This window comes from Pseudorhodobacter sp. MZDSW-24AT (assembly GCF_002794355.1).
Classification (GTDB): domain Bacteria; phylum Pseudomonadota; class Alphaproteobacteria; order Rhodobacterales; family Rhodobacteraceae; genus Pseudotabrizicola.
The window spans coordinates 338,251-359,505 of the sequence record NZ_PGOI01000008.1 but is presented as its reverse complement, the minus strand read 5'-3'; the positions used below and the strand labels follow the sequence as shown (position 1 = coordinate 359,505).

Genomic DNA, 21,255 nt, shown 5'->3' with positions numbered 1-21,255 from the left:
CAAGTCCTGCGGATCGGTCATGAAGATTGTTGCATTGACATTCGCACCGCTTCCCCCACATCTTGCCGCGCCTCTCGGGGCTTCGTGCAAAAAAGGGTAATTCATGGCCGTCGTCGTAGTCGAATCTCCTGCCAAGGCCAAGACAATCAACAAATATCTTGGCCCCGAATTCACGGTTCTGGCTTCTTACGGCCATGTCCGCGACCTGCCGCCCAAGGATGGGTCTGTCGACACCGAGCATGAATTTGCCATGAAATGGGAAGTCGCGGCCGACAGCAAAAAGCACATCCGCGCCATCACCGAAGCGCTGAAGACCGATGACACCCTGATCCTTGCCACCGACCCTGATCGCGAAGGTGAGGCGATTTCTTGGCACCTGCAAGAGGCGCTGGCCAGCAGCCTGAAAAAGGGCAAAAAGGTCGCCCGTGTTACCTTCAACGCCATCACCAAGGATGCGGTGACCAAGGCGATGCAGGAACCGCGTGAGATTGATACCCCGCTGGTCGAGGCCTATCTCGCCCGCCGCGCGCTGGATTATCTGGTGGGCTTTACCCTGTCGCCGGTCCTGTGGCGCAAGCTGCCGGGGTCCAAATCCGCAGGTCGCGTGCAATCGGTCTGCCTGCGCCTGATTGTTGAGCGCGAGATGGAGATCGAGGCCTTTCGTGCCCGCGAATACTGGACTGTAAAGGCCGTTCTCGTCACCCCGCGCGGCCAAGAGTTTGAGGCGCGGTTGACGGTGCTGGGCGGCAAGAAACTGGACAAATTCGACATTCCCACCGCCGAGGCCGCGGAAATTGCGGTGCAGGCTGTCACGTCCCGAACCCTCACCGTGCAATCGGTGGAGGCCAAGCCCGCCACCCGCAACCCCTATCCGCCCTTCATGACCTCGACCCTGCAACAAGAGGCCAGCCGCAAGCTGGGCATGGGCGCCAAACAGTGCATGAGCACGGCGCAGCGCCTCTATGAAGCCGGGCACATCACCTATATGCGGACCGATGGCATCGACATGGCCCCCGAGGCCGTGGCGCAGGCCCGCGACGCGATCAAGGACCGCTTTGGCGCCGCCTATGTCCCGGACCAGCCGCGCCTTTACAAGAACAAGGCCAAGAACGCGCAAGAGGCGCATGAATGTATCCGCCCCACCGATATGGCCGCCGCGCCCGAAAAGCTGCGCCTGTCGGAAAAGGATCAGGCCAATCTCTATGACCTGATCTGGAAGCGCACGATTGCCAGCCAGATGGCCGCCGCGCGGCTGGAACGCACCACGGTGGATGTGGGCAGCGCCGACGCGCAGGTAACCTTGCGCGCCACGGGGCAAGTGGTGCAGTTCGACGGCTTCCTCAAGGTCTATGACGAAGGCCGCGATGATGAGGATGAAGAAGGCGGCCGCCTGCCGCAGATCATGCAAGGCGAAGCGGCAGAAAAGCGCGATGTCGCACCCGAACAGCATTTCACCCAACCGCCGCCCCGCTATACCGAAGCCACGCTCGTCAAGCGCATGGAAGAACTGGGCATCGGGCGTCCGTCGACCTATGCTTCGGTGATCTCCACCATCCAAGACCGCGAATATGTCCGCAAGGACAAGAACCGCCTGATCCCCGAAGATAAAGGGCGGCTGGTGACGGCCTTCCTCACCAATTATTTCCGCCGCTATGTGGAATATGATTTCACCGCCGATCTGGAAAACCAGCTGGATGATGTCTCTGCCGGGGCGCTGGATTACAAGGATGTGCTGGACCGTTTCTGGCGCGATTTTTCCGCCGCCATCGCGGAAACCGCCGATCTGCGCATCGGCGAAGTGCTGGACAAGATTGACGATTTCCTGTCGCCGCATCTCTACCCCTTGCGCGAAGATGGCTCTGACCCGCGCTCTTGCCCCACCTGCGGCACCGGGCGTTTGCATCTGAAGACCGCGCGCTCCGGCTCGGCCTTCATCGGCTGCGGCAATTACCCCGAATGCCGCTACACCCGCCCGATCTCGGGCGGCGAAGACAGCGCCGGGGCCGATGGCCGCATCTTGGGCAATGACGAAAACGGCCTGCCCATCTCCTTGCGCGCGGGCCGCTTTGGCCCTTATGTCCAGCGCGGCGAGGCGACCGAAGAGCAGCCCAAGCCCGACCGCGCCAGCCTGCCCAAAGGCTGGGGCGCCGACAGCCTCACGCTCGACCGCGCGCTGGAGCTTTTGTCGCTGCCGCGCCACATCGGCCTGCACCCCGAAGATGGCGAACCGGTGGAGGCGGCGATCGGCCGCTACGGGCCTTATGTGAAACATGGCAAGACCTATGCCAACATCCCCGATGTCGAGGAAGTCTTCACCATCGGCATGAACCGCGCGATGGAAGTGCTGGCGCAAAAGGCCAGCCGGGGCAGGGGGGCCGCCGCCCCGGCCGAGCCGATCAAGGCGCTGGGCGACCACCCCGAAGGCGGCGCCATCAGCGTGATGCCGGGCCGCTATGGGCCTTACATCAAATGGGAAAAGGTCAATGCGACCATCCCCAAGGAGATCCCGCCCGAAGAGATCACCTTTGATCAGGCGCTGGAACTGATCGCGGAAAAAGCGGCCAAATCGCCGGCCAAGAAGAAAGCCGCGCCGAAAAAACCCGCCGCCAAGAAAGCTGCGCCCGCAGCAGAAAAGGCCGCAAAACCCGCAGTGAAGAAGGCGCCCGCGAAAAAGCCCGCCGCCAAGAAAACCGCAACGAAAGCCGCCCCCAAGGCGGCGGAATAGGCCAAAGGGGGCGGCGCGCTCACCCCGTGCGCGGGTTGATCAGCCGCCCCATCACCGCCCCGGCGCGCAGCACCCCGATGCGCGCGCCCGCCTCCACCACTGCAAGCTCGCCCGCCCCGTCGCGCATCAGCGCCATGATCTCGCGCACCGGCGTCTCCGCCTCGACCACTTGCGCGGCGGCGGTCTCGCCCGCCACCATCACATCCCGCGCCGTCAGCACCGACAGCGGGTTCATGTGCGCCACGAAATCCTGCACATAGGCATCCACCGGATTGGCAATGATCTCGCGCGCGGTGCCGCATTGCACGATCCGCCCGCCTTCCATCAAGGCGATGCGGTTGCCAATCTTAAAGGCCTCGTCCAGATCATGGCTCACAAAGATGATGGTGCGCTTCAGCGTCGATTGCAGCGCCAGCAGCTCATCTTGCAACTTCGCCCGGATCAGCGGGTCCAGCGCCGAAAACGGCTCATCCATCAGAAGGATTGGCGCCTCGGTCACAAAGGCGCGCGCCAGCCCCACGCGCTGCTGCATGCCGCCCGACAGATCGCCCACCTTGCGCTCGGCCCATTGCGTGAGGTTCACCAGCTCGAGCTGCGCATCCACCCGCGCCCGCCGCTCGGCCACCGGCACCCCGCCCAGCTCCAGCCCCAACCCCACATTCTCGCGCACCGTTCGCCACGGCAGCAGGCCGAATTGCTGAAACACCATCGCCACCCGGCTCAACCGCATCCGGCGCAAGGTGGCGGCATCGGCATGGGTCACATCCACCATTCCCGCGCCATCCGACACATGCACCGCGCCCCGGCACACCGGGTTCAGCCCGTTCACCGCACGCAAGAGCGTGGATTTGCCCGACCCGGACAGCCCCATCAGCACCAGAATCTCGCCTGTGGCCACCTCCAGGCTGCAGTCATGCACCCCCAGAACCTGCCCGGTCGCCTTCTGGATCTCGCCCCGGCTCTGGCCCTTGTCCATAAGCGGCAAGGCCCGCTCCGGGTGATCGCCAAACACGATCGACACCGTGTCAAACCGCACCGCCAGCCCGGCGCTGTCTTTCCCATCGCGCACAGCGCTCATTTGCGGGCCCCCAGTCGCAGCATCCGGTCCAGCATGATGGCCACCACCACGATGATGATGCCCGATTCGAAGCCAAGCGAGGTGTTCACCGTGTTCAGCGCCCGCACCACCGGCACGCCCAGACCATTGGCCCCGACAAGCGCCGCGATCACCACCATCGACAGGCTCAGCATGATGGTCTGGTTCAACCCCGCCATGATCTGGGGCAGCGCATAGGGCAGTTCCACCTTCCACAACCGCTGGCGCGGCGTCGCGCCAAAGGCGGTCGCCGCCTCCAGAAGCGGGGTGGGCGTCGAGGACACCCCCAGATAGGTCAGCCGGATCGGCGCGGGCAGCACAAAGATCACCGTGGCGATCAGCCCCGGCACCATGCCAAGTCCAAAGAACACGATGGCCGGGATCAGATAGACAAAGGTCGGCAGCGTCTGCATCAGATCCAGCACCGGCGACAACGCCGCATAAAGCCGGGGCCGGTGCGCCGCCGCAATCCCGATCGGCACGCCCAGCCCCATACAAACCACACAGGCCGAGAGGATCAGCGTCAGGCTCTCCATCGTCGCGGTCCAATAACCTTGGTTCAGGATGAACAAGAACCCGACAAACACCCCCAGTGCCACCGTCCAGCGCCGCTGCACCGCATAGGTGAGCCCCACAAAGGCCGCCACCACGACCAAAGGATGCGGCGTCGACAGCACCCACAGGATGGCATTGATCATCGCCTCCATCCCGTCCGAGATCGTGTCGAACACCCCCGCCATATTGTCGTTCAACCAGTCGAACGCGGCTTTCGCCGTGCGCCCGACCGGAATCTTGTGCTCCGTCAGCCAATCCATCACTTCGGCCTGCCCCTGCTGTTCTTTATCTTGGCTCAAATATCCCGCGGGGGTCCGGGGGCGCGAAGCCCCCGGCGACAGGCCGCAAGACGGCCCTGTCACTCCCGCGCGCCATCAGTTCAGCGCGGCCGCCACCGCGGCTTTCGCATCGCCGCCCTCTTTGGTCGTCACGCCGTCCAGCCAGGCTTCCCAGGTGGCCGGGTTTGCCGCAAGCCAGGTCTTGGCCGCCTGCGCCGGATCTGCGCCATCATTCAGGATGGCGCCCATGATCTCGTTTTCCATGGCCAGCGTGAATTCCAGATTCTGCAACAGCTTGCCGGTGTTGGGGCATTCCGCCACATAGCCCGCGCGGGTGTTGGTGGCCACCGTCGCCCCGCCCAGATCGGGACCAAAAAAATCATCCCCGCCGGTCAGATAGGTCATGGTGAAATTGGCGTTCATCGGATGCGGCTCCCAGCCCAGAAAGACGATCGGCGTGTTGCTGCGATTTGCCCGCGCCACCGCCGACAGCATCCCCTGTTCCGAGGATTCCACGATCGTGAACCCTTCCAGCCCGAAAGGCCCGCTTTCGATCATCTCCAGAATCAGCCGATTGCCGTCATTGCCGGGTTCGATCCCATAGATCTCGCCGCCCAGCGCGTCCTTGTGCGTCGCAATGTCGCTGAAGTCGGCGATGCCCAGCGCAGCCCCCGCCTCATTGGTGGCCAGCGTGTATTTCGCCCCTTCCAGATTGGTGCGCACCGTGTCCACCGTGCCCGCCTCGCGGTAAGGCGCGATATCGGCCTCCATCGTCGGCATCCAGTTGCCAAGGAACACATCGATATCATTGCCCGCAAGGCCGGTATAGGTCACCGGCACCGACAACAGCTTGATCTCGGTCTCATAGCCCAAGGCCTCCAGCACCACCGTCGTGGCGGCTGTGGTCGCGGTGATGTCGGTCCAGCCCACATCGGAAAAGATCACCTTGTCACAGCTGGCGGCAAAGGCGCTTCCTGCAAAAGCGAAGCTGACGGTTGTGGCCAGAAAGGCAGAACGAAGGGTCATGGAACTTCCCTGTTTTTTGTTGATTGACGAGTCAATGAACTTCAAGCTTACTTGGTTTGGCAAGGAATTTCCACAAGGTTACCCCAGAATGCCCAAACTCGGGATGGAGCCTATCCGAAAGGACGCCCTGGTCAAAGCCACGATCTCCGAGATCGGGCGGGCCGGGTCTCTGGACGTGACGGTGTCGCAGATCGCCCGGCGGGCCGGCATGTCGCCTGCGCTCGCGCACCATTACTTTGGCTCCAAGGAAGAGATGTTTCTGGCCGCCATGCGCCACATCCTGTCGCTTTACGGGGCCGAGGTGCGCGGCGCTCTGGCCGCCGCCCAAGGCCCCGAGGCGCGGCTTCAGGCGATTCTGCGCGCCAGCTTCAGCCCCGGCAACTTCCGGCGCGAGGCGGTGGGGGCGTGGCTCAACTTCTGGGTTCTGGCGCAAACCGTGCCGCAGGCCCGCCGCCTCTTGGCCATCTATCAACGCCGCCTGCGGTCCAACCTGATGGAATGCCTGCGCCCCCTCGCCGGGGACCGGGCCGCGGCCCTCGCCACGGGTCTGGGCGCGCTGATCGACGGGCTTTATCTGCGCGAAGTGCTGAAATCCGGCCAGCCCGACGGGGCGGCGGCGGTGGCCACGGCGCTCCATTATCTCAACTCACAACTCACGGGGGATGCCGCATGAAAGCGCAACCAACCGCCAGCCATTTCATCGATGGCGCCTTTGTCGAAGACACCTCCGGCGCGGTGATCGAGGTCATCTACCCTGCCACCGGCGCGGTGCTGGCGCGCCTGCACGAAGCGACTCCGGCGCTGATCGACCGCGCGCTGGCCGCCGCGGCCCGCGCTCAAGGTGACTGGGCGGCGCTGCGCCCGGTGGAGCGCGCCCGCATCCTGCGTCGTGCCGCCGATCTCATCCGCGCGCACGGCGAAGAGCTGGCGCGTCTGGAAACGCTCGACACCGGCAAGCCGCTTCAGGAAACCCGCGTGGCCGACTGGCCTTCGGGGGCCGATGCGCTGGAATATTTCGCGGGCCTCGCCCCCACCGTGACGGGCGAAACCATCCCCTTGGGCCGCGATTTCATCTATACTTTACGCGAACCGCTGGGTGTTTGTGTGGGCATCGGCGCCTGGAACTATCCCAGCCAGATCGCCTGCTGGAAATCCGCCCCCGCGCTCGCCTTTGGCAATGCGATGGTGTTCAAACCTTCCGAAGTCACCCCGCTCAGCGCGCTCAGACTGGCCGAGATCTACATGCAGGCCGGGCTGCCGCCGGGCCTGTTCAACGTGGTTCAAGGCCGGGGCGCCGTGGGCGGCGCGCTGATCACCGATGCGCGCGTGGCCAAGGTCTCGCTCACCGGATCGGTGCCGACGGGGCGCAAGGTCTATGCCGCTGCCGCCGAAGGCATGCGCTATGTCACCATGGAACTGGGGGGCAAATCGCCGCTGATCCTGTTCGATGACGCCAATCTGGACGATGCCGTGGGCGCGGCGATGATGGCCAATTTCTATTCCTCGGGTCAGGTGTGCAGCAACGGCACCCGCGTCTTCGTGCAAAAGGGCCTGAAAGACGCCTTCCTCGCCCGTCTGAAAGAGCGGTCCGAGGCGATCCGCCTTGGCGACCCGCTGGAGGAGGCCACCCAGATGGGCCCGCTGGTGTCGCAAACGCAGTTGGACAAGGTGATGGGCTATATCGACACCGCCAAGCGCGAAGGCGCGCGGCTGGTCACGGGCGGCGCCCGCGCCGATCTGAACAGCGGCTATTTCGTGCAGCCCACCGTCTTTGCCGATGTCACCGACGACATGACCCTCGCCCGCGAAGAGGTGTTTGGCCCGGTGATGGCGGTCCTTGATTTCGACACCGAGGCCGAGGCGATTGCCCGCGCCAATGCCACCGAATTCGGCCTTGCCGCCGGGGTCTTCACCGCCGATCTCACCCGCGCGCACCGCGTGGTGGGGCAGTTGCAGGCGGGCACCTGCTGGATCAACGCCTATAACCTCACCCCGGTCGAAGGGCCATTCGGTGGCAACAAGGCCTCGGGCGTGGGCCGTGAAAACGGCCATGCGGCGGTGCAGCACTACACGCAGGTCAAATCGGTCTATGTCGGCATGGGCCCGGTCGACGCTTCTTTCTGAACCTGAAAAATACACGAAAAGTCAAAGACATGCACGCGGATTACGTTATCATCGGGGCCGGCTCTGCCGGTTGCGCAATGGCCTATCGTCTGGCCGAGGCCGGGCGGCGCGTCACGGTGATCGAAGCGGGCGGCTCTGATGCCGGCCCCTTCATCCAGATGCCCGCCGCGCTGTCCTATCCGATGAACATGGGGATCTATGATTGGGGCCTGCACTCGGAACCCGAGCCGCATCTGGGGGGGCGCCGTCTGGCCACCCCGCGCGGCAAGGTGATCGGCGGCTCCTCCTCGATCAACGGCATGGTCTATGTGCGCGGCCACGCCCGCGACTTTGACACTTGGGCCGAGCTGGGGGCCGATGGCTGGGCCTATGCCGATGTGCTGCCCTATTTCAAGCGCATGGAACAGTCACACGGCGGATCGGGCCCCGAATACCGTGGCACCGATGGCCCTTTGCACATCACCCGTGGCCCGCGCGACAACCCGCTCTTCAACGCCTTCATTCAGGCGGGGGCGCAGGCCGGCTATCCGGTCACCGAGGACTATAACGGCGCGGCCCAAGAAGGCTTTGGCCCGATGGAGGCCACGATCTACAAAGGCCGCCGCTGGTCTGCCGCCAATGCCTATCTGAAACCCGCGCTCGCAGGCGGCAATGTGCATCTGTTGCGCGCCAACGCCCGCCGCGTGGTGATCGAAAATGGCCGCGCCACCGGGGTTGAGGTGGATCAGGGCGGCGCTCCTTTCGTGGTGCAGGCCGGGCGCGAGGTGATCCTCGCCGCCTCGTCGCTCAACAGCCCCAAGATCCTGATGCTCTCGGGGATCGGCCCTGCGGCCGAACTCGCCCGCCACGGCATCCCGCTGGTGGCCGACCGCCCCGGCGTGGGGGCGAACCTGCAAGACCATCTGGAAATCTATTTCCAATTCGCCGCCGCCCAGCCGATCACGCTGTATAAGCACTGGAACATCTGGTCCAAGGCGCTGATCGGCGCGCAATGGCTGTTCACCGGCAAGGGCCTTGGCGCGTCCAACCAGTTCGAGGCCTGTGCCTTCATCCGCTCGCATGCGGGCATCGACTACCCCAATATCCAATATCACTTCCTGCCCATCGCGGTGCGCTATGATGGGAAGGTGGCGGCAGGCGGGCACGGCTTTCAGGCCCATGTCGGCCCGATGCGGTCGAAATCACGCGGCGCGGTCACCCTGCGCTCGGCCGACCCGTCGGCCCCCCCGGTGATCCGTTTCAACTACATGTCGCACCCTGATGACTGGACCGAATTCCGCGCCGCCATTCGCCTGACTCGCGAAATCTTCGCGCAAGAGGCGATGGCGCCTTACGTGAAATCGGAACTCCAGCCGGGGCCTGATGTGCAGAGCGATGACGAGATCGACGCCTTCCTGCGCGCGCATGTGGAATCGGCCTATCACCCTTGCGGCACCGCGCGGATGGGGCGGCGCAGCGATCCGATGGCGGTGGTCGACCCCGAATGCCGGGTGATCGGGGTCGAAGGGCTCCGCCTCGCCGACAGTTCGGTTTTCCCGCAGGTGACCAATGGCAACCTGAACGCGCCCTCGATCATGGTGGGAGAAAAGGCGGCGGATCACATCCTGGGCCGCGCGCCCTTGGCGCCCAGCAACCTTGGCCCGGTGATGAACCCGAATTGGCAAAGCGCGCAGCGCTGAGCGCCGTCCCTTGCGCCCGCGCACGTTAACCCGCTGTTAACTTTTGGCTTGCGCCGCCGCGCCAAACCCCCGATCAACGGGGGATGTTAACACTTCGTTCGCTCCTTGTTCTGGCCGTGCTGGCCGGAACCGCGCCCGCCGCCCATGCCGTGACCGATGATGTGCGGGTGATCGACGGCGATACGCTCGACTGGCAAGGCCAGCGGGTGCGCCTGTTCGGCATCGACGCGCCCGAACGCGGCCAGCGCTGCGAACGCGGCGGCAAAAGCTGGGACTGCGGCGCCTGGTCGGCGCAGCAACTCGCCCGCACCCTCGCCTCTGGCCGGGTGAGCTGCACCCGCGAAGACACCGACCGCTATGGCCGCATGGTCGCCACCTGCACGGCCGGCACGCGCGACCTGTCGCGCGCGCAGGTGCAGGCCGGGGCGGCCCAAGCCTATACCCGCTATTCCACCCGCTACGTGGCCGAGGAGGCCAAGGCCAAGGCCGCGCGCAGTGGCATCTGGGCCGGGGCCATGGTCTCGCCCGAAGCGCATCGCGCCCAGTCCAGCACCTCCCGCCAAGGCGCGCCCACAGGCTGCGCCATCAAGGGCAATATCGGCAGCTCGGGCAAGATCTACCACCGCCCCGGCCAGCGCGACTATGACGCCACCCGCATCGACACGGCCAAGGGCGAGGCGTGGTTCTGCAGCGAAGCCGAAGCGCGCGCCGCTGGCTTCCGCCCCGCCCGGCGCTAGGCCTGCGTGACCCGCGGCGCAAGAAGGGGGGCGTTGCCCCCCGCCTGCGGCTCCCCCCAGAGTATTTCGGAAAGGTGCAAGCGGAACGCGGCCTCCATTTGCACCTTTCTTAAATACTCCCGCGCGGAGCGCGCAGGGGGGGCACAGGCGATCCCGCGTCAGGACAGGATCTCATAGGGCAGCACATCGCGGCGGTCCGGATTGACGCGCAGGCGGCGTTCCAGCGGCGGCACCGAGCGTTGGTGGCAGTCGGGCCGTTCGCAGATGCGGCAGGAGATGCCGATCGGCTCGAAACGACCTCTCAGGTCCAGGCCATCGGCATAGACCAGCGCGTTCGCGTGCTGCACCTCGCAGCCCAGACCGATCGCATAGCGGCGGGTCGGCGCGTGAAAGGCGCCGCCTGATTTCGACACGTCGCGCGACAGGCACAGATAGCGCACACCATCGGGGGTTTCCGCCAGCTGGCGCAGGAAGCGGCCCGGGGTTTCAAAGGCCTGATGCACGTTCCACAAAGGGCAGGCGCCGCCAAAGCGGGCGAATTGCAGCCGCGTCGCCGAGTGGCGTTTGGTGATCGTGCCCGCCTGATCCACCCGCACGAAGAAAAACGGGACCCCCTTGGCGCCGGGGCGTTGCAAGGTGGACAGGCGATGCGCCACCTGTTCGATGCTGGCGCCGAAGAGATCGGCCAGCCGCTCCAGATCATGCCGATGGGTGGTCGCGGCCTCGAGGAACGCGCGGTAGGGCAGGAGGGCCGCGCCCGCGAAGTAGTTCGCCAGCCCGATCTTGGCGATCTCGCGGGCCTCCGGGCTTTGGAACCGGGCCAGATCGAGCGTCGCCTCCAGAAGGTCATTCTGGGTGATCAGCGCCACCTGATGCAGCAATTGAAAGCGCTGTGTGGGTTCAGAGGCGCGGGCCGAAACATCCAGCCGCCGCGCGGCCGGATCATAGCGGCGCATCGCGCCGGTGTCGCTGAAGTGCAAGGTGATGCCGCGCCGCTCCAGCGCCTCGCGCGCGGCTTGCACCACCGGGCGGCGCCCCTGCGGCCCGGTGACAAAGGCTTCGGCGGCGCGGTCGACCGCATCGATGTAATTGTCGCAGTAGTGAAAGAAATCGCGCACCTCTTCCCAAGGCGAAGCACGCAAGGCGGCATCGTCACGCCCCAGCGCCTCGTCGAGTGAGGCGAGGCGTTCATGCGTTTGCCGGTAAGCCCGGTGCAGATCGAGAAAGGCCCGCGCCAGCGCCGGGGCGTTCGAGGCCGCCAGCCGCAGATCGGCCAAGGGCGGGCTGGAGGCGCCGAACACCGGATCTGCCAAGGCCTCTTTCATGTCGCTCACCAACCGCTCGCTTTCGCCGACGGTCAGTTCGGTGACATCCAGCCCGAACTCCTGCGCCAAGGCCAGCACCACCCCGGCCGAGACCGGGCGGTGGTTGTTTTCCATCTGGTTCAGATAGGGCAGCGACACCGCCAGCTTGTCGGCAAACAGCTTTTGCGTCAGCCCCAGCCGGGCCCGCATCTCGCGCAGTTTTGCCCCTGCATACAGCTTTTGCGTGGCCATCGCGCTCCCCGGATTTGCAAAGCCATCATTGCCTTTGCAAAGGGCGCGTCAAGCCCCGAAACCCGCCCGCCGTTCAGCCCGGCAGGCCAAGCGCCCGCGCGCGCCGCATCACCCACAGGATCGACAGCAGCGCCCCGCTGGCAGAGGCCAGCATCAACAGGACCAGCGGCATCTCGGACGCACCCGGCCCCAGCAAAGCCCCGGCCAGTGCCGCCAAGGCCGCGCCGCCGCCGATCATGATGGCGCCGCCCAGACCCGAGGCCGTGCCCGCCAGTTCGGGCTTGACCGACAGCAGGCCCGCATTGGCATTGGGCAGCGTCATCCCGTTGCCAAGGCCGACAAAAGTGGTAAAGCCAAAGAACACCAGTGCCGAATGCACGCCCGCCAGCGTCACCAAGGCCAGCGCGCCAAGGCCCAGCAGCGTGATCAGCGCGCCCAGAAACACCATCCGGTTCATCCCCACCCGCACCGAAAAGCGTCCGGCCACGAAGTTTCCGGCCGCATAGCCCACCGCCGTCAGTGCAAAAAGCGCGCCCACGCCGGACGCCGACAGGCCGAAGACCTCGGTTCCCACATAGGGTGCGCCGCCCAGATAGGCGAAGAAGGACCCGGACGAGAAGCCGGCACAAAGCGCGTAGCCCCAGAACCGCTGCGAGCGCAACAGCTTGGGATATTGCCGGATCTGCGCCCCCAGAGTGACCGGGCGCAGCGTGGCGGTCTCGCCCAGATCCGCCCATGTCAGCCACAGCGTCAAAAGGCCCAGCACCAGCAGCAGGCCAAAGTTCGCCTGCCAGCCGATCGCCTCTTCCAGCACGCCGCCGATCACCGGGCCGACCATCGGCACGATGCTCATGCCCATGGTGACATAGCCGATCATGCTGGCCGCCTGCGCATCCGGCACCATGTCGCGCACTACCGCGCGGCTCAGCACCATGCCGGCGGCGATCACCGCTTGCGCCATGCGGAACGCCAGAAACACGGTCGCATTGGGCGCCAGAAGCGTGCCCACCGTGGCGATCAGGAACAGGATCAGCGACCCCAGCAGCACCTTGCGCCGTCCATAGCGGTCGGAAATCGGGCCGATCACCACTTGCAGCACCGCCGACAGCGCCAGATACAGCGCGACCGAAAGCTGCATCGTGGCATAGGGCACCCCGAACCACTCGGCCATTCCGGGCAGCGAGGGCAGGAAGATGTTCATCGTCAGGGCCGAAACCCCGGCGAGCAGGATCAGCGTCGCAATATGCGGCGGCGTCCGGCGATCTAGGAAAACACTGTCAGCCATCCGACCTTGCTATGCTGGGGCGCGCGACCTGTCCACGCCATTCCGGCAGAGTGGTCTGTGCAGCTATGCCCATTTGTGAAAGATGAAGAACGCCCCCGTTGCGATGAACGCAAAGCCGACAAGGTGGTTCCAGCTGAGCGGCTCTTTCAGGTAAAAGACGGAAAACACGGCAAAAACGCACAAGGTGATGACCTCTTGAATGGTCTTCAGCTCGGCGGCGCTGAAATGGCCATGCCCGATCCGGTTGGCGGGCACCATCAGCAGATATTCGAAGAACGCGATGCCCCAGCTGATAAAGATCACCGTGACCAAGGCGGTGCTTTTGAACTTCAGATGTCCATACCAGGCGAAGGTCATGAAGATATTGCTGGCCAGCAGAAGGCCGATGGTGGTGACGGGAACGGAAAAAGGAAGGGCCATGATGCGGGAGTCCTGAAAGGGGCCATGCGGCATTTGCGCCGCGTATAAGGAAAAGGGCGGGCGTGCCGCCTCAGCGAAAACTGATGTCACGCGGCTCGGGGCTTGTCCATCTGGGGCATGGCCCAAGGGTGATCGCGCCGCCGGCTGCAGCCTTGTGCGGCGGCCAGCTTTGCCGGATCTGGGGGGGAGGTCTGGGCGCCTCCCGACGCCTCGCCGCTTTGTGATGGCGTGTGGTTTGCCTTTGCCCGGCATATGCGCATCTGATCGGGTGCGGCACCGTCGCCGCTGCCAGCTTTCGGGGTCTCATGCTGTCGCGCCGCACCTTCACCGCCGCCGTTGCCGGTCTTGCCTTGTCGCCGGGCCTGTTGCGCGCGCAATCGGTGTCTTTGCCCGACCTGCGCGACACCGCGCTGAACCTGCCGCAACTGCATGCCATTCTGGTGCAGCGGGGCGATGAGGTGGTGCTGGCCGAGGCGCCTCGGGGCAGGGGGCTTGCCGCGGCGGCCAATATCAAATCCTGTTCCAAAAGCCTGCTGGCGCTGATCCTTGGCAGCGCCATCGCACGCGCCGAGATCGCGGGGCTGACCGCGCGTTTGGGCGATGTGGCGCCGCAGCTGATTCCCGCCGATGCCACCGAAGGCGTGGCCGACCTGACGATGGGCGATCTTGTGACCTTGCGCGGGGGGCTTCAGGGCACCTCGGGCGGCAACTACGGTGCGTGGGTCAATTCGCGCAACTGGATCGCCTATGCCCTGCGCCAGCCGCGCATCGCCGCCAATGGCGGGCGGATGATCTATTCCACCGGCACCACCCATGTGCTGGGCGCGGCCATCGCCGTGGCCACCGGCAAGGACCTGCGCACATTGGCCCGCGAACGGCTGGGCCAGCCCTTGGGCATCGACGTGCCGTCCTGGACGCGCGACCCGCAGGGCTATTACTTCGGCGGCAATGAAATGGCGCTTTCGCCAGAGGCGATGCTGCGCGTCGGCCTGATGCTGCGCGATGGTGGCCAATATGACGGCGCGCAGGTGATCGCCGCGGATTGGATCACGGCCTCGCGCAGCGCCGTGACCCGCTCGCCCTATTCCGGGCTGGACTATGGCTTGGGCTGGTTTCTCAGTCCGACGGGCTGGACGATCGCGCGCGGCTATGGCGGCCAGATCATCGCCGCCCATCCCGAGCGTCGTCTGGCCGTGGCCATCACCTCTGACCCCACGCAGACGGCCCGCTCGGGGGGCTATTTCGGCGATCTGATGCGCCTTCTTGACGGGCCTGTGCTGGCGCTGGCCTAGACGCGGCACGCCCCGGCGCGCGTGAAGTGCCTGATCTGATGCCACTTTCCCTTGCGGCATGCACAACCCCCACGCGCAGGCCAAGGGCTGACCTATACCGAAGAGTGGGTAGTTGTGGTAAAACAAACTTACCAGTGCTTGCTTTTCATGTCCTCCGCATTACACTGCCCCGGATAACAGGCTGCGGGGAGCAGCCACAATCGTCTGGGAGGACACCATATGACCGATACCCGCGACACCGGGCTTTCCCGTCGTTCGTTCCTGCGCAAGGGGGCGCTTGGCGGTTCTGCCGCCGCTGCCGCCTCGGTGCTTGCCGCACCGGCCGTGCTAGCGCAGGCCCCGATTGTGATGAAGATGCAGACCTCTTGGCCTGCCTCCGACATCTGGATGGATTTCGCCCGTCAATATGTGACCCGGGTCGAGGAAATGTCGGGCGGGCGGCTCAAGATTGACCTGTCGCCCGCAGGCGCCATCGTCGGCGCGTTTCAGGTGATGGATGCCGTGCATGACGGCGTGATCGATGCCACCCACACCGTGCCCGTCTACTGGTATGGCAAGCACAAGGCCGCGTCCTTCTTTGGCACCGGGCCCGTGTTCGGCGGCTCGGCCTCCACCATGCTGGGCTGGTTCTACGAAGGCGGCGGCGCCGAGTTCTACCGCGAGCTGACTCAAGACATTCTGGGGCTGAACGTGATCGGCTTCATGGGCATGCCGATGCCCGCCCAGCCCTTTGGCTGGTTCAAGACCGAAGTGAACACCGTCGCCGACATTCAGGGCTTCAAGTATCGCACCGTCGGTCTGGCAGCGGACCTGTTGCAGGCAATGGGGATGTCGGTGGCCCAGCTTCCGGGCGGCGAGATCGTCCCCGCAATGGAGCGCGGCGTGATCGACGCATTCGAGTTCAATAACCCCTCTTCCGACCGCCGCTTTGGCGCGCAGGATGTGGCCAAGAACTACTACCTGTCCTCCTACCATCAGGCGTCCGAAGCGTTTGAATACACCTTCAACCGCGATTTCTTCGAAGATCTTGATCCCGATCTGCAAGCCATCCTGAAATATGGCGTCGAAGCCTCGGCCACGGCAAACCTCGCCTTGGCGCAGCGCGAATACTCCAAGGATCTGGCCGAACTGCAAAGCGAAGCCGGTGTCACCGTGCACCGCACCTCCAAAGAGATCCTCGCCGCGCAGATCGAGGCTTGGGACAAGCTGATCGTCGATCTGGAAGCCGATCCTTTCAACAAGAAGGTGATGGACAGCCAGCGCGCTTGGGTCGAGCAAGTGTCCTATTACGAGCTGATGGGCGCGCCCGACTTGGGCCTTGCCTATGAGCATTACTTCCCCGGCAAGCTCAAGCTCTGACCTGCTCTTCAGGGGCGCGCCCGGCGCGCCCCTGTCTGCTTGGCCACTCTGCCCCGCTTTTTCCCGCTGATGCCCCGGCCTGTCCGGCGCCTTCCCCGTGATCCCTGCTGCGCGCGGCATCGCCTTGCCTGCCGCATGAACGGAGCCCTTTCCCATGATCTGGTATATTCGCTTTGCCGATCGGCTCTCTGCCTTCTTCGGCAAGACCTTTGGCTGGCTGATCATTCTGATGACCTTTGGCATGGCCTATGAGGTCATGGTGCGCTATCTGTTCAACCGCCCCACGCCTTGGGCGCTGGACCTCAGCTTCATCATGTATGGCACGCTGTTCATGATGGGCGGGGCCTACACGCTGTCGCGCAACGGGCATGTGCGGGGCGACTTCCTTTATCGCACGTGGCGGCCGCAAACGCAGGCCTTCGTCGATCTGGTGCTTTACATCACCTTCTTCTTCCCCGGCATTCTGGCGCTGGTGTTTACCGGCTGGAAATACGCCAGCCGCTCTTGGGGCTATGGCGAAGTCTCGGTGAACAGCCCCGCCGGCATCCCGATCTATCAGTTCAAGGCGGTGATCGTCGCCGCGGGCCTCTTGCTGCTCATCCAAGGTCTCGCGCAGGTGTTCCGCTGCATCCTTTGCATGCGCACCGGCACATGGCTCGAGGCGGAAGAAGACGTCGAGGAAACCGAACAGCTTCTGATGCGTCAGGCCGCCGAAGAGGCTGCCGCCAAGGCCAACGCCGCCGCCCCCCGATAATCGCCGCTCAGGCCATCGGCCCCACCGCCGCCCCATTCCCCGGAGTTCGCACCCGTGACCGACCCGCAAATCGCCCTCTTGATGCTGGGCATCTTCATTGCCTTCGTTTTCCTGGGCTTTCCGATTGCCTTCACGCTGATGGCGCTGGGCATCGCCTTTGGCTACTACGCCTATTTCGACGCTGGCCGCATGTGGCGCGGCTACAACCGCCTGACCGAAGACGCCAGTTGGTGGGACAGCACAAGCCTGTGGATCGAGGGGTTCTACAACAACCGCATCTTCGACCTCTTCGTGAACCAGACCTATACGGTGATCTCGAACGAGGTGCTGACGGCGATCCCCCTGTTCCTGTTCATGGGCTATATCGTCGAACGCGCCAATATCGTGGACAAGCTGTTTGGCACGCTGGCCATTGCCACCCGCAACATCCCCGGATCGATGGGCGTGGCCGCCCTGATCACCTGCGCGCTGTTTGCCACCGCCACCGGCATCGTGGGCGCGGTGGTCACGCTGATGGGCCTCTTGGCGCTGCCGCAGATGCTCAAGGCGCGCTATGACCATTCCTTCGCCACCGGCATCATCTGCGCGGGCGGCACGCTGGGCATTCTGATCCCGCCCTCAATCATGTTGATCGTCTACGCCGCCTCCTCGGGCGTTTCCATCGTGCGGCTTTACGCGGGGGCCTTGCTGCCCGGCTTCACGCTGGTGGGTCTTTATCTGATTTACATCGTCGTGCGCTCGATCCTGAACCCCAAGCTCGCGCCGAAACCCACCAAGGAAGAAATGCCCGAGGTGCCCTTTGCCAAGCTGGCTTGGATGCTGGCCACCAGCTTCCTGCCGCTGGCCATCCTGATCTTTGCCGTGCTGGGCTCCATCCTCTTTGGCCTTGCCACCCCCACCGAAGCCGCCTCCATCGGCGCCTTGGGCGGCATCGTGCTGGCGGTGGCCTACCGCGCCATGACCTTCCAGCGCCTGCGCGAAAGCGTCTATCTCACGGTGCGCACCACGGCGATGGTGTGCTGGCTCTTCGTCGGCTCCTACACCTTCTCGGCGGTGTTCAGCTATCTGGGGGGCGAGCATGTGATCGCGGAATTCGTGCAAGGGCTTGATCTGACGCCCTTCCAGTTCCTGATCATGGCGCAGCTCATCATCTTCCTTCTGGGCTGGCCGCTCGAATGGTCGGAAATCATCATCATCTTTGTGCCGATCTTCCTTCCGCTCTTGCCCGTCTTTGGCATCGACCCGCTGTTCTTTGGCGTGCTGGTGGCGCTGAACCTGCAAACCAGCTTCCTGACCCCGCCCATGGCGATGAGCGCCTATTACCTCAAGGGCATCGCGCCGCCGCAGGTGAAGCTCACCGAAATCTTCTCCGGCGTGCTGCCCTATTGTGGCATGGTCATTGTCTGCATGGCGCTCATGTATATCTTCCCGCAGATCGTCTTCTCCTTGCCGGAGGCATTCTATGGCCCGGGCCGCTGACAAGACCCAAGCGATCCTGTCGCTCAGCGCGGTTGAGCTGCGCGACAGGCTCGCCTCGGGCGCCTTGCGCGCGGTGGAACTGGTCGAGGCCTGTCTTGCCCGCATCGCCGCGCGTGAACCCGACGTGCAGGCCTGGGCCTGGCTGGATGGCGACTACGCGCTGGAGCAGGCGCGCACGCTCGACAAACGCCGCTTGGCCGGACTGCCGATCGGCCCGCTGCATGGCCTGCCGGTGGGGCTGAAAGACATCATCGACACCAAAGGCATCCCCACCGCCAATGGCACCGCCATCGATGCGGGGCGCGTGCCCACCGAGGATGCGTGGCTTGTCGCCCGCCTGCGCGCGAGCGGCGCCATCGTGATGGGCAAGACCGTCACCACCGAATGCGCCTTCCTGCATCCGGGCAAGACGCGCAACCCGCACAACCCCGACCACACCCCCGGCGGCTCCAGCCAAGGCTCTGCTGCTGCCGTCGCCGCCGGGATGGTCCCCTTGGCCATCGGCACGCAAACCGGCGGCTCGATTATCCGCCCGGCAAGCTATTGCGGCGTGGTCGGCTTCAAGCCCAGCTTTGGGCTGATCCCCCGCAGCGGCGTGCTGATGCAGTCGCCCTTCCTCGACACCATCGGCGTCTTCGCCAAAACGCCCGAGGATTGCGCGCTGCTGGCCGAAACCCTCACCGGGCATGACCCTGCCGACACCGCCACCGCCCCGCTGCCCACGCCAAGACTGCTCGATGTGGCGCTGTCGCCGGCGCCGGTCACGCCAACCTTTGCCATCGTCACCTTGCCCGGTCAGGATCAGGCCGATCCGCAGATGCAGGCGGCCATGGCGGAACTGGCAGGCCTGTTGCCCGACTGTTTCGAACTGCCGCTCTCGGGGTTCGAAGAGGTCGCCGCCGCCCGGCAACGCATCAATTTTGCCGAAATGTCGAAATGCTATTTCGGTTTGGAACGCCGGGGCCGCGATCTGATGTCAGACCCGCTGCGCGCCGCAATGGACGAAGGTAAGGCGGTGCTCGCGCGCGATTACATCGCCGCGCTGGACTGGCGCACCCTGATGAACGCAGGGCTGGAACAGATCTTCGAACGCTGCGACGCCATCCTCTGCCCGGCAGCGCTTGGCCCTGCGCCACAGGGGCTCGCCTCCACCGGCTCCCCGCTTTTCAACGGGTTGTGGACGCTGGCGGGCGTGCCCGCGCTGACGCTGCCGCTGTTTACGGCTGAAAACGGCCTGCCGATGGGCTTGCAACTGGTGGGGCGGCGCGGCGATGATGCCCGCCTGCTGCGCAGCGCCCGTTGGCTGTCCCAGCATCTCCTTTCCCTCAGTGACGGAGCCTGAACCGATGAACAAGCTTTTGGGGCTCTTTGCCTTTGCCATCTTCTGCGCCTTCCTTGGCATCCTCTTGTGGAAGGTGCCCCGGCTCGATCTGCTTGCGGTGGTGGGCATCACCGTGGCGCTGGCCGGTTGGGACATGCTGCAAACCATGCGTCAGAACCGCCGCTAAGGGCGGGCATCGGCCCCGCCGCACAGTGCAAGCCCCCTTCGGCAGGGAAGGGGGCAAGGGTCTTTCAGTCCTCGCGCCGGGTCGCCAACAGCTTGTCGATCCGGCGGCCATCCAGATCGATCACCTCGATCCGCCAGCCGCGCAGATCGACATAATCGCCCAGTTTCGGCAGCGACCCCATCCGGGCAATCAGAAAGCCCGCCGCCGTTTCATAATCGCGGTCGCTTTCCAGCGGGATGCCAAGACGTTCTGCGAATTCATCCGCTGGCATCCAGCCCGCCACCAACAAGCTGCCATCTTCGCGCTCGGCGATTTTCTCTTCGGTCTCATCGCCATCAATGAATTCACCTGCAATCGCCTGCAGCACATCCATCGGGGTGATGATCCCCTCGAAATTGCCGTATTCGTCGAAGACCAGCACCATATGCGCGGGCGACCTGCGCAGGGTTTCCAGCACATCCAGCGCCGCCATCCCGTCGCGGATGCCCGGTGCGGCAATCAGCTTGGCGCGCGGGTCAAATCCTTGCGTCTTGCGCCCCGCATCCAGAAAATCGCGCGATTTGAACACACCGATGATGTTGTCCGCCGCGCCTTCGCGCACGACAAGCCGGGAATGGCCCGTCTCGCGGAACCGGCGGATGATGGCGGCGGGCGTCTCCGTCACCTCGATGGTCTCCACCTCATGGCGCGGCACCATCAGACCGCGTGCGGTGCGGTCGGCGATCCGCATCACCCCCGCGATCATCTCTGTCTCGGCCTGTTCCATGACGCCCGAAGATTGCGCCTCGGACAGCACCATCTTGACCTCTTCATCGGTCATGTTGCGATCCACCGCGCCGGATTGACCCAAAAGCGCAAGCAAGGCCTGTCCCGATTTGTTCAACACCCACACCAAGGGCGCGGCCACGGTGGCGATCAGAGTAAGCAGCGGCGCGATGCGCACCGCCGCCGCTTCGGGCGCGCGCAGGGCGATTTGCTTGGGCACCAATTCGCCGAACACCAACGAGACATAGGTGATCAGCACCACCACGCCGCCCACGCCCAGCGTCTGCGCAAGGTCTGCGCCCAGCCCTGCCTCTTGCAAGGCCGCCGCCAGACGCACCCCCAGCGTCGCCCCCGAAATGGCCCCCGACAGCACCCCCACCAGCGTGATCCCGATCTGCACGCTGGACAAGAACCGGCCCGGATCGGCGGCCAGCCGGATGGCATGCGCCGCCCCCCGGCTCCCGGCATCTGCCATCACCTGCAACCGTGCCTTGCGTGACGACACGATCGCCAGCTCCGACATGGCCAGCACCCCGTTCACAAGGGTAAGGGAAAAAACGATCAGCAGTTCAAGCCACATGGCTGGGATATCCGTTAAGGTTGAAAGGCGCTTCAAA

18 protein-coding genes are annotated in these 21,255 nt (G+C 64.8%); 11 read left to right on the top strand and 7 right to left on the bottom strand.

Annotation, left to right across the window (positions count from 1 at the left end; translation table 11 throughout):
- Positions 1-103 precede the first annotated feature (103 nt).
- Entirely contained in the window at positions 104-2,725 is a 2,622-nt protein-coding gene (gene topA, locus CUR21_RS11365; protein ID WP_100197142.1) for a type I DNA topoisomerase, read from the top strand.
- A gap of 19 nt (positions 2,726-2,744) precedes the next feature.
- Here the strand turns inward: topA and choV are convergent, their stop codons facing one another.
- The 3 genes from choV to choX form a co-directional block, all read right to left on the bottom strand.
- Complete coding sequence (gene choV / locus CUR21_RS11360; protein WP_100197141.1) at positions 2,745-3,803, bottom strand: choline ABC transporter ATP-binding protein; 1,059 nt, start codon at positions 3,801-3,803, stop codon at positions 2,745-2,747.
- Positions 3,800-4,636, bottom strand: coding sequence for a choline ABC transporter permease subunit (gene choW / locus CUR21_RS11355; protein ID WP_100197140.1), 837 nt, complete (start codon positions 4,634-4,636; stop codon positions 3,800-3,802). Before choW ends, choV begins: the two co-directional genes overlap by 4 nt.
- 114 nt (positions 4,637-4,750) lie before the next feature.
- Positions 4,751-5,680 carry a choline ABC transporter substrate-binding protein gene (gene choX / locus CUR21_RS11350; RefSeq protein ID WP_100197139.1) on the bottom strand — a complete coding sequence of 310 codons (930 nt, stop codon included), beginning with the start codon at positions 5,678-5,680 and terminating at the stop codon, positions 4,751-4,753.
- Positions 5,681-5,768: 88 nt separating this feature from the next.
- Here choX and betI point away from each other — a divergent pair, with 88 nt between their 5' ends.
- The 4 genes from betI to CUR21_RS11330 all read left to right on the top strand — a co-directional run bounded on the left by betI (position 5,769) and on the right by CUR21_RS11330 (position 10,220).
- Positions 5,769-6,353, top strand: coding sequence for a transcriptional regulator BetI (betI, locus tag CUR21_RS11345; RefSeq protein ID WP_100197513.1), 585 nt, complete (start codon positions 5,769-5,771; stop codon positions 6,351-6,353).
- Positions 6,350-7,804 (top strand): betaine-aldehyde dehydrogenase, encoded by a 1,455-nt coding sequence (betB, locus tag CUR21_RS11340; protein WP_100197138.1) that lies wholly within the window; start codon positions 6,350-6,352, stop codon positions 7,802-7,804. The genes betI and betB overlap by 4 nt, the downstream gene beginning before the upstream one ends.
- Before the next feature lie 29 nt (positions 7,805-7,833).
- A complete protein-coding gene (gene betA, locus CUR21_RS11335; RefSeq protein WP_100197137.1) occupies positions 7,834-9,483 on the top strand; it encodes a choline dehydrogenase in 1,650 nt (549 codons plus the stop codon).
- A gap of 83 nt (positions 9,484-9,566) precedes the next feature.
- The gene (locus tag CUR21_RS11330) at positions 9,567-10,220 is read left to right on the top strand and encodes a thermonuclease family protein (RefSeq protein ID WP_100197136.1); all 654 of its coding nucleotides are present in this window, start codon (positions 9,567-9,569) and stop codon (positions 10,218-10,220) included.
- 158 nt (positions 10,221-10,378) lie between these two features.
- On the opposite strand, the gene CUR21_RS11325 is transcribed toward CUR21_RS11330, so the two are convergent.
- The 3 genes from CUR21_RS11325 to CUR21_RS11315 form a co-directional block, all read right to left on the bottom strand.
- On the bottom strand, positions 10,379-11,776 hold the full coding sequence (locus CUR21_RS11325) for a short-chain fatty acyl-CoA regulator family protein (RefSeq protein ID WP_100197135.1): 1,398 nt from the start codon (positions 11,774-11,776) through the stop codon (positions 10,379-10,381).
- 73 nt (positions 11,777-11,849) lie between these two features.
- A complete protein-coding gene (locus tag CUR21_RS11320) occupies positions 11,850-13,061 on the bottom strand; it encodes a multidrug effflux MFS transporter (protein WP_100197134.1) in 1,212 nt (403 codons plus the stop codon).
- Positions 13,062-13,124: 63 nt separating this feature from the next.
- On the bottom strand, positions 13,125-13,481 hold the full coding sequence (locus CUR21_RS11315) for a DMT family protein (RefSeq protein ID WP_369802520.1): 357 nt from the start codon (positions 13,479-13,481) through the stop codon (positions 13,125-13,127).
- Positions 13,482-13,786: 305 nt separating this feature from the next.
- Here CUR21_RS11315 and CUR21_RS11310 point away from each other — a divergent pair, with 305 nt between their 5' ends.
- From CUR21_RS11310 to CUR21_RS18800, 6 genes are all read left to right on the top strand, one after another.
- Complete coding sequence (locus CUR21_RS11310; protein WP_100197133.1) at positions 13,787-14,773, top strand: serine hydrolase; 987 nt, start codon at positions 13,787-13,789, stop codon at positions 14,771-14,773.
- A gap of 219 nt (positions 14,774-14,992) precedes the next feature.
- Positions 14,993-16,132: a TRAP transporter substrate-binding protein gene (locus CUR21_RS11305; protein WP_100197132.1), complete on the top strand. Its 1,140-nt coding sequence runs from the start codon at positions 14,993-14,995 to the stop codon at positions 16,130-16,132.
- Between the two features lie 154 nt (positions 16,133-16,286).
- The gene (locus CUR21_RS11300) at positions 16,287-16,886 is read left to right on the top strand and encodes a TRAP transporter small permease subunit (protein ID WP_100197131.1); all 600 of its coding nucleotides are present in this window, start codon (positions 16,287-16,289) and stop codon (positions 16,884-16,886) included.
- Positions 16,887-16,940: 54 nt separating this feature from the next.
- Complete coding sequence (locus CUR21_RS11295; protein ID WP_100197130.1) at positions 16,941-18,365, top strand: TRAP transporter large permease subunit; 1,425 nt, start codon at positions 16,941-16,943, stop codon at positions 18,363-18,365.
- Entirely contained in the window at positions 18,349-19,707 is a 1,359-nt protein-coding gene (locus CUR21_RS11290; RefSeq protein WP_100197129.1) for an amidase, read from the top strand. Before CUR21_RS11295 ends, CUR21_RS11290 begins: the two co-directional genes overlap by 17 nt.
- Positions 19,708-19,711: 4 nt before the next feature.
- Positions 19,712-19,873, top strand: coding sequence for a hypothetical protein (locus CUR21_RS18800; RefSeq protein ID WP_198431682.1), 162 nt, complete (start codon positions 19,712-19,714; stop codon positions 19,871-19,873).
- Between the two features lie 64 nt (positions 19,874-19,937).
- On the opposite strand, the gene CUR21_RS11285 is transcribed toward CUR21_RS18800, so the two are convergent.
- Positions 19,938-21,218, bottom strand: coding sequence for a hemolysin family protein (locus CUR21_RS11285; RefSeq protein WP_100197128.1), 1,281 nt, complete (start codon positions 21,216-21,218; stop codon positions 19,938-19,940).
- Positions 21,219-21,255: the final 37 nt, after the last annotated feature.

Bases quoted from the DNA above. Each gene is read 5' to 3' on its own strand.
- CUR21_RS11285 (WP_100197128.1), bottom strand. From the start codon at position 21,218: ATGTGGCTTGAACTGCTGATCGTTTTTTCCCTTACCCTTGTGAACGGG.
- betB (WP_100197138.1), top strand. From the start codon at position 6,350: ATGAAAGCGCAACCAACCGCCAGCCATTTCATCGATGGCGCCTTTGTC.
- choX (WP_100197139.1), bottom strand. From the start codon at position 5,680: ATGACCCTTCGTTCTGCCTTTCTGGCCACAACCGTCAGCTTCGCTTTT.
- betI (WP_100197513.1), top strand. From the start codon at position 5,769: ATGCCCAAACTCGGGATGGAGCCTATCCGAAAGGACGCCCTGGTCAAA.
- CUR21_RS11290 (WP_100197129.1), top strand. From the start codon at position 18,349: ATGGCCCGGGCCGCTGACAAGACCCAAGCGATCCTGTCGCTCAGCGCG.
- topA (WP_100197142.1), top strand. From the start codon at position 104: ATGGCCGTCGTCGTAGTCGAATCTCCTGCCAAGGCCAAGACAATCAAC.
- CUR21_RS11320 (WP_100197134.1), bottom strand. From the start codon at position 13,061: ATGGCTGACAGTGTTTTCCTAGATCGCCGGACGCCGCCGCATATTGCG.
- betA (WP_100197137.1), top strand. From the start codon at position 7,834: ATGCACGCGGATTACGTTATCATCGGGGCCGGCTCTGCCGGTTGCGCA.
- choW (WP_100197140.1), bottom strand. From the start codon at position 4,636: ATGGATTGGCTGACGGAGCACAAGATTCCGGTCGGGCGCACGGCGAAA.
- CUR21_RS11330 (WP_100197136.1), top strand. From the start codon at position 9,567: ATGTTAACACTTCGTTCGCTCCTTGTTCTGGCCGTGCTGGCCGGAACC.
- CUR21_RS11305 (WP_100197132.1), top strand. From the start codon at position 14,993: ATGACCGATACCCGCGACACCGGGCTTTCCCGTCGTTCGTTCCTGCGC.
- CUR21_RS18800 (WP_198431682.1), top strand. From the start codon at position 19,712: ATGAACAAGCTTTTGGGGCTCTTTGCCTTTGCCATCTTCTGCGCCTTC.
- CUR21_RS11325 (WP_100197135.1), bottom strand. From the start codon at position 11,776: ATGGCCACGCAAAAGCTGTATGCAGGGGCAAAACTGCGCGAGATGCGG.
- CUR21_RS11310 (WP_100197133.1), top strand. From the start codon at position 13,787: ATGCTGTCGCGCCGCACCTTCACCGCCGCCGTTGCCGGTCTTGCCTTG.
- CUR21_RS11300 (WP_100197131.1), top strand. From the start codon at position 16,287: ATGATCTGGTATATTCGCTTTGCCGATCGGCTCTCTGCCTTCTTCGGC.
- CUR21_RS11315 (WP_369802520.1), bottom strand. From the start codon at position 13,481: ATGGCCCTTCCTTTTTCCGTTCCCGTCACCACCATCGGCCTTCTGCTG.
- choV (WP_100197141.1), bottom strand. From the start codon at position 3,803: ATGAGCGCTGTGCGCGATGGGAAAGACAGCGCCGGGCTGGCGGTGCGG.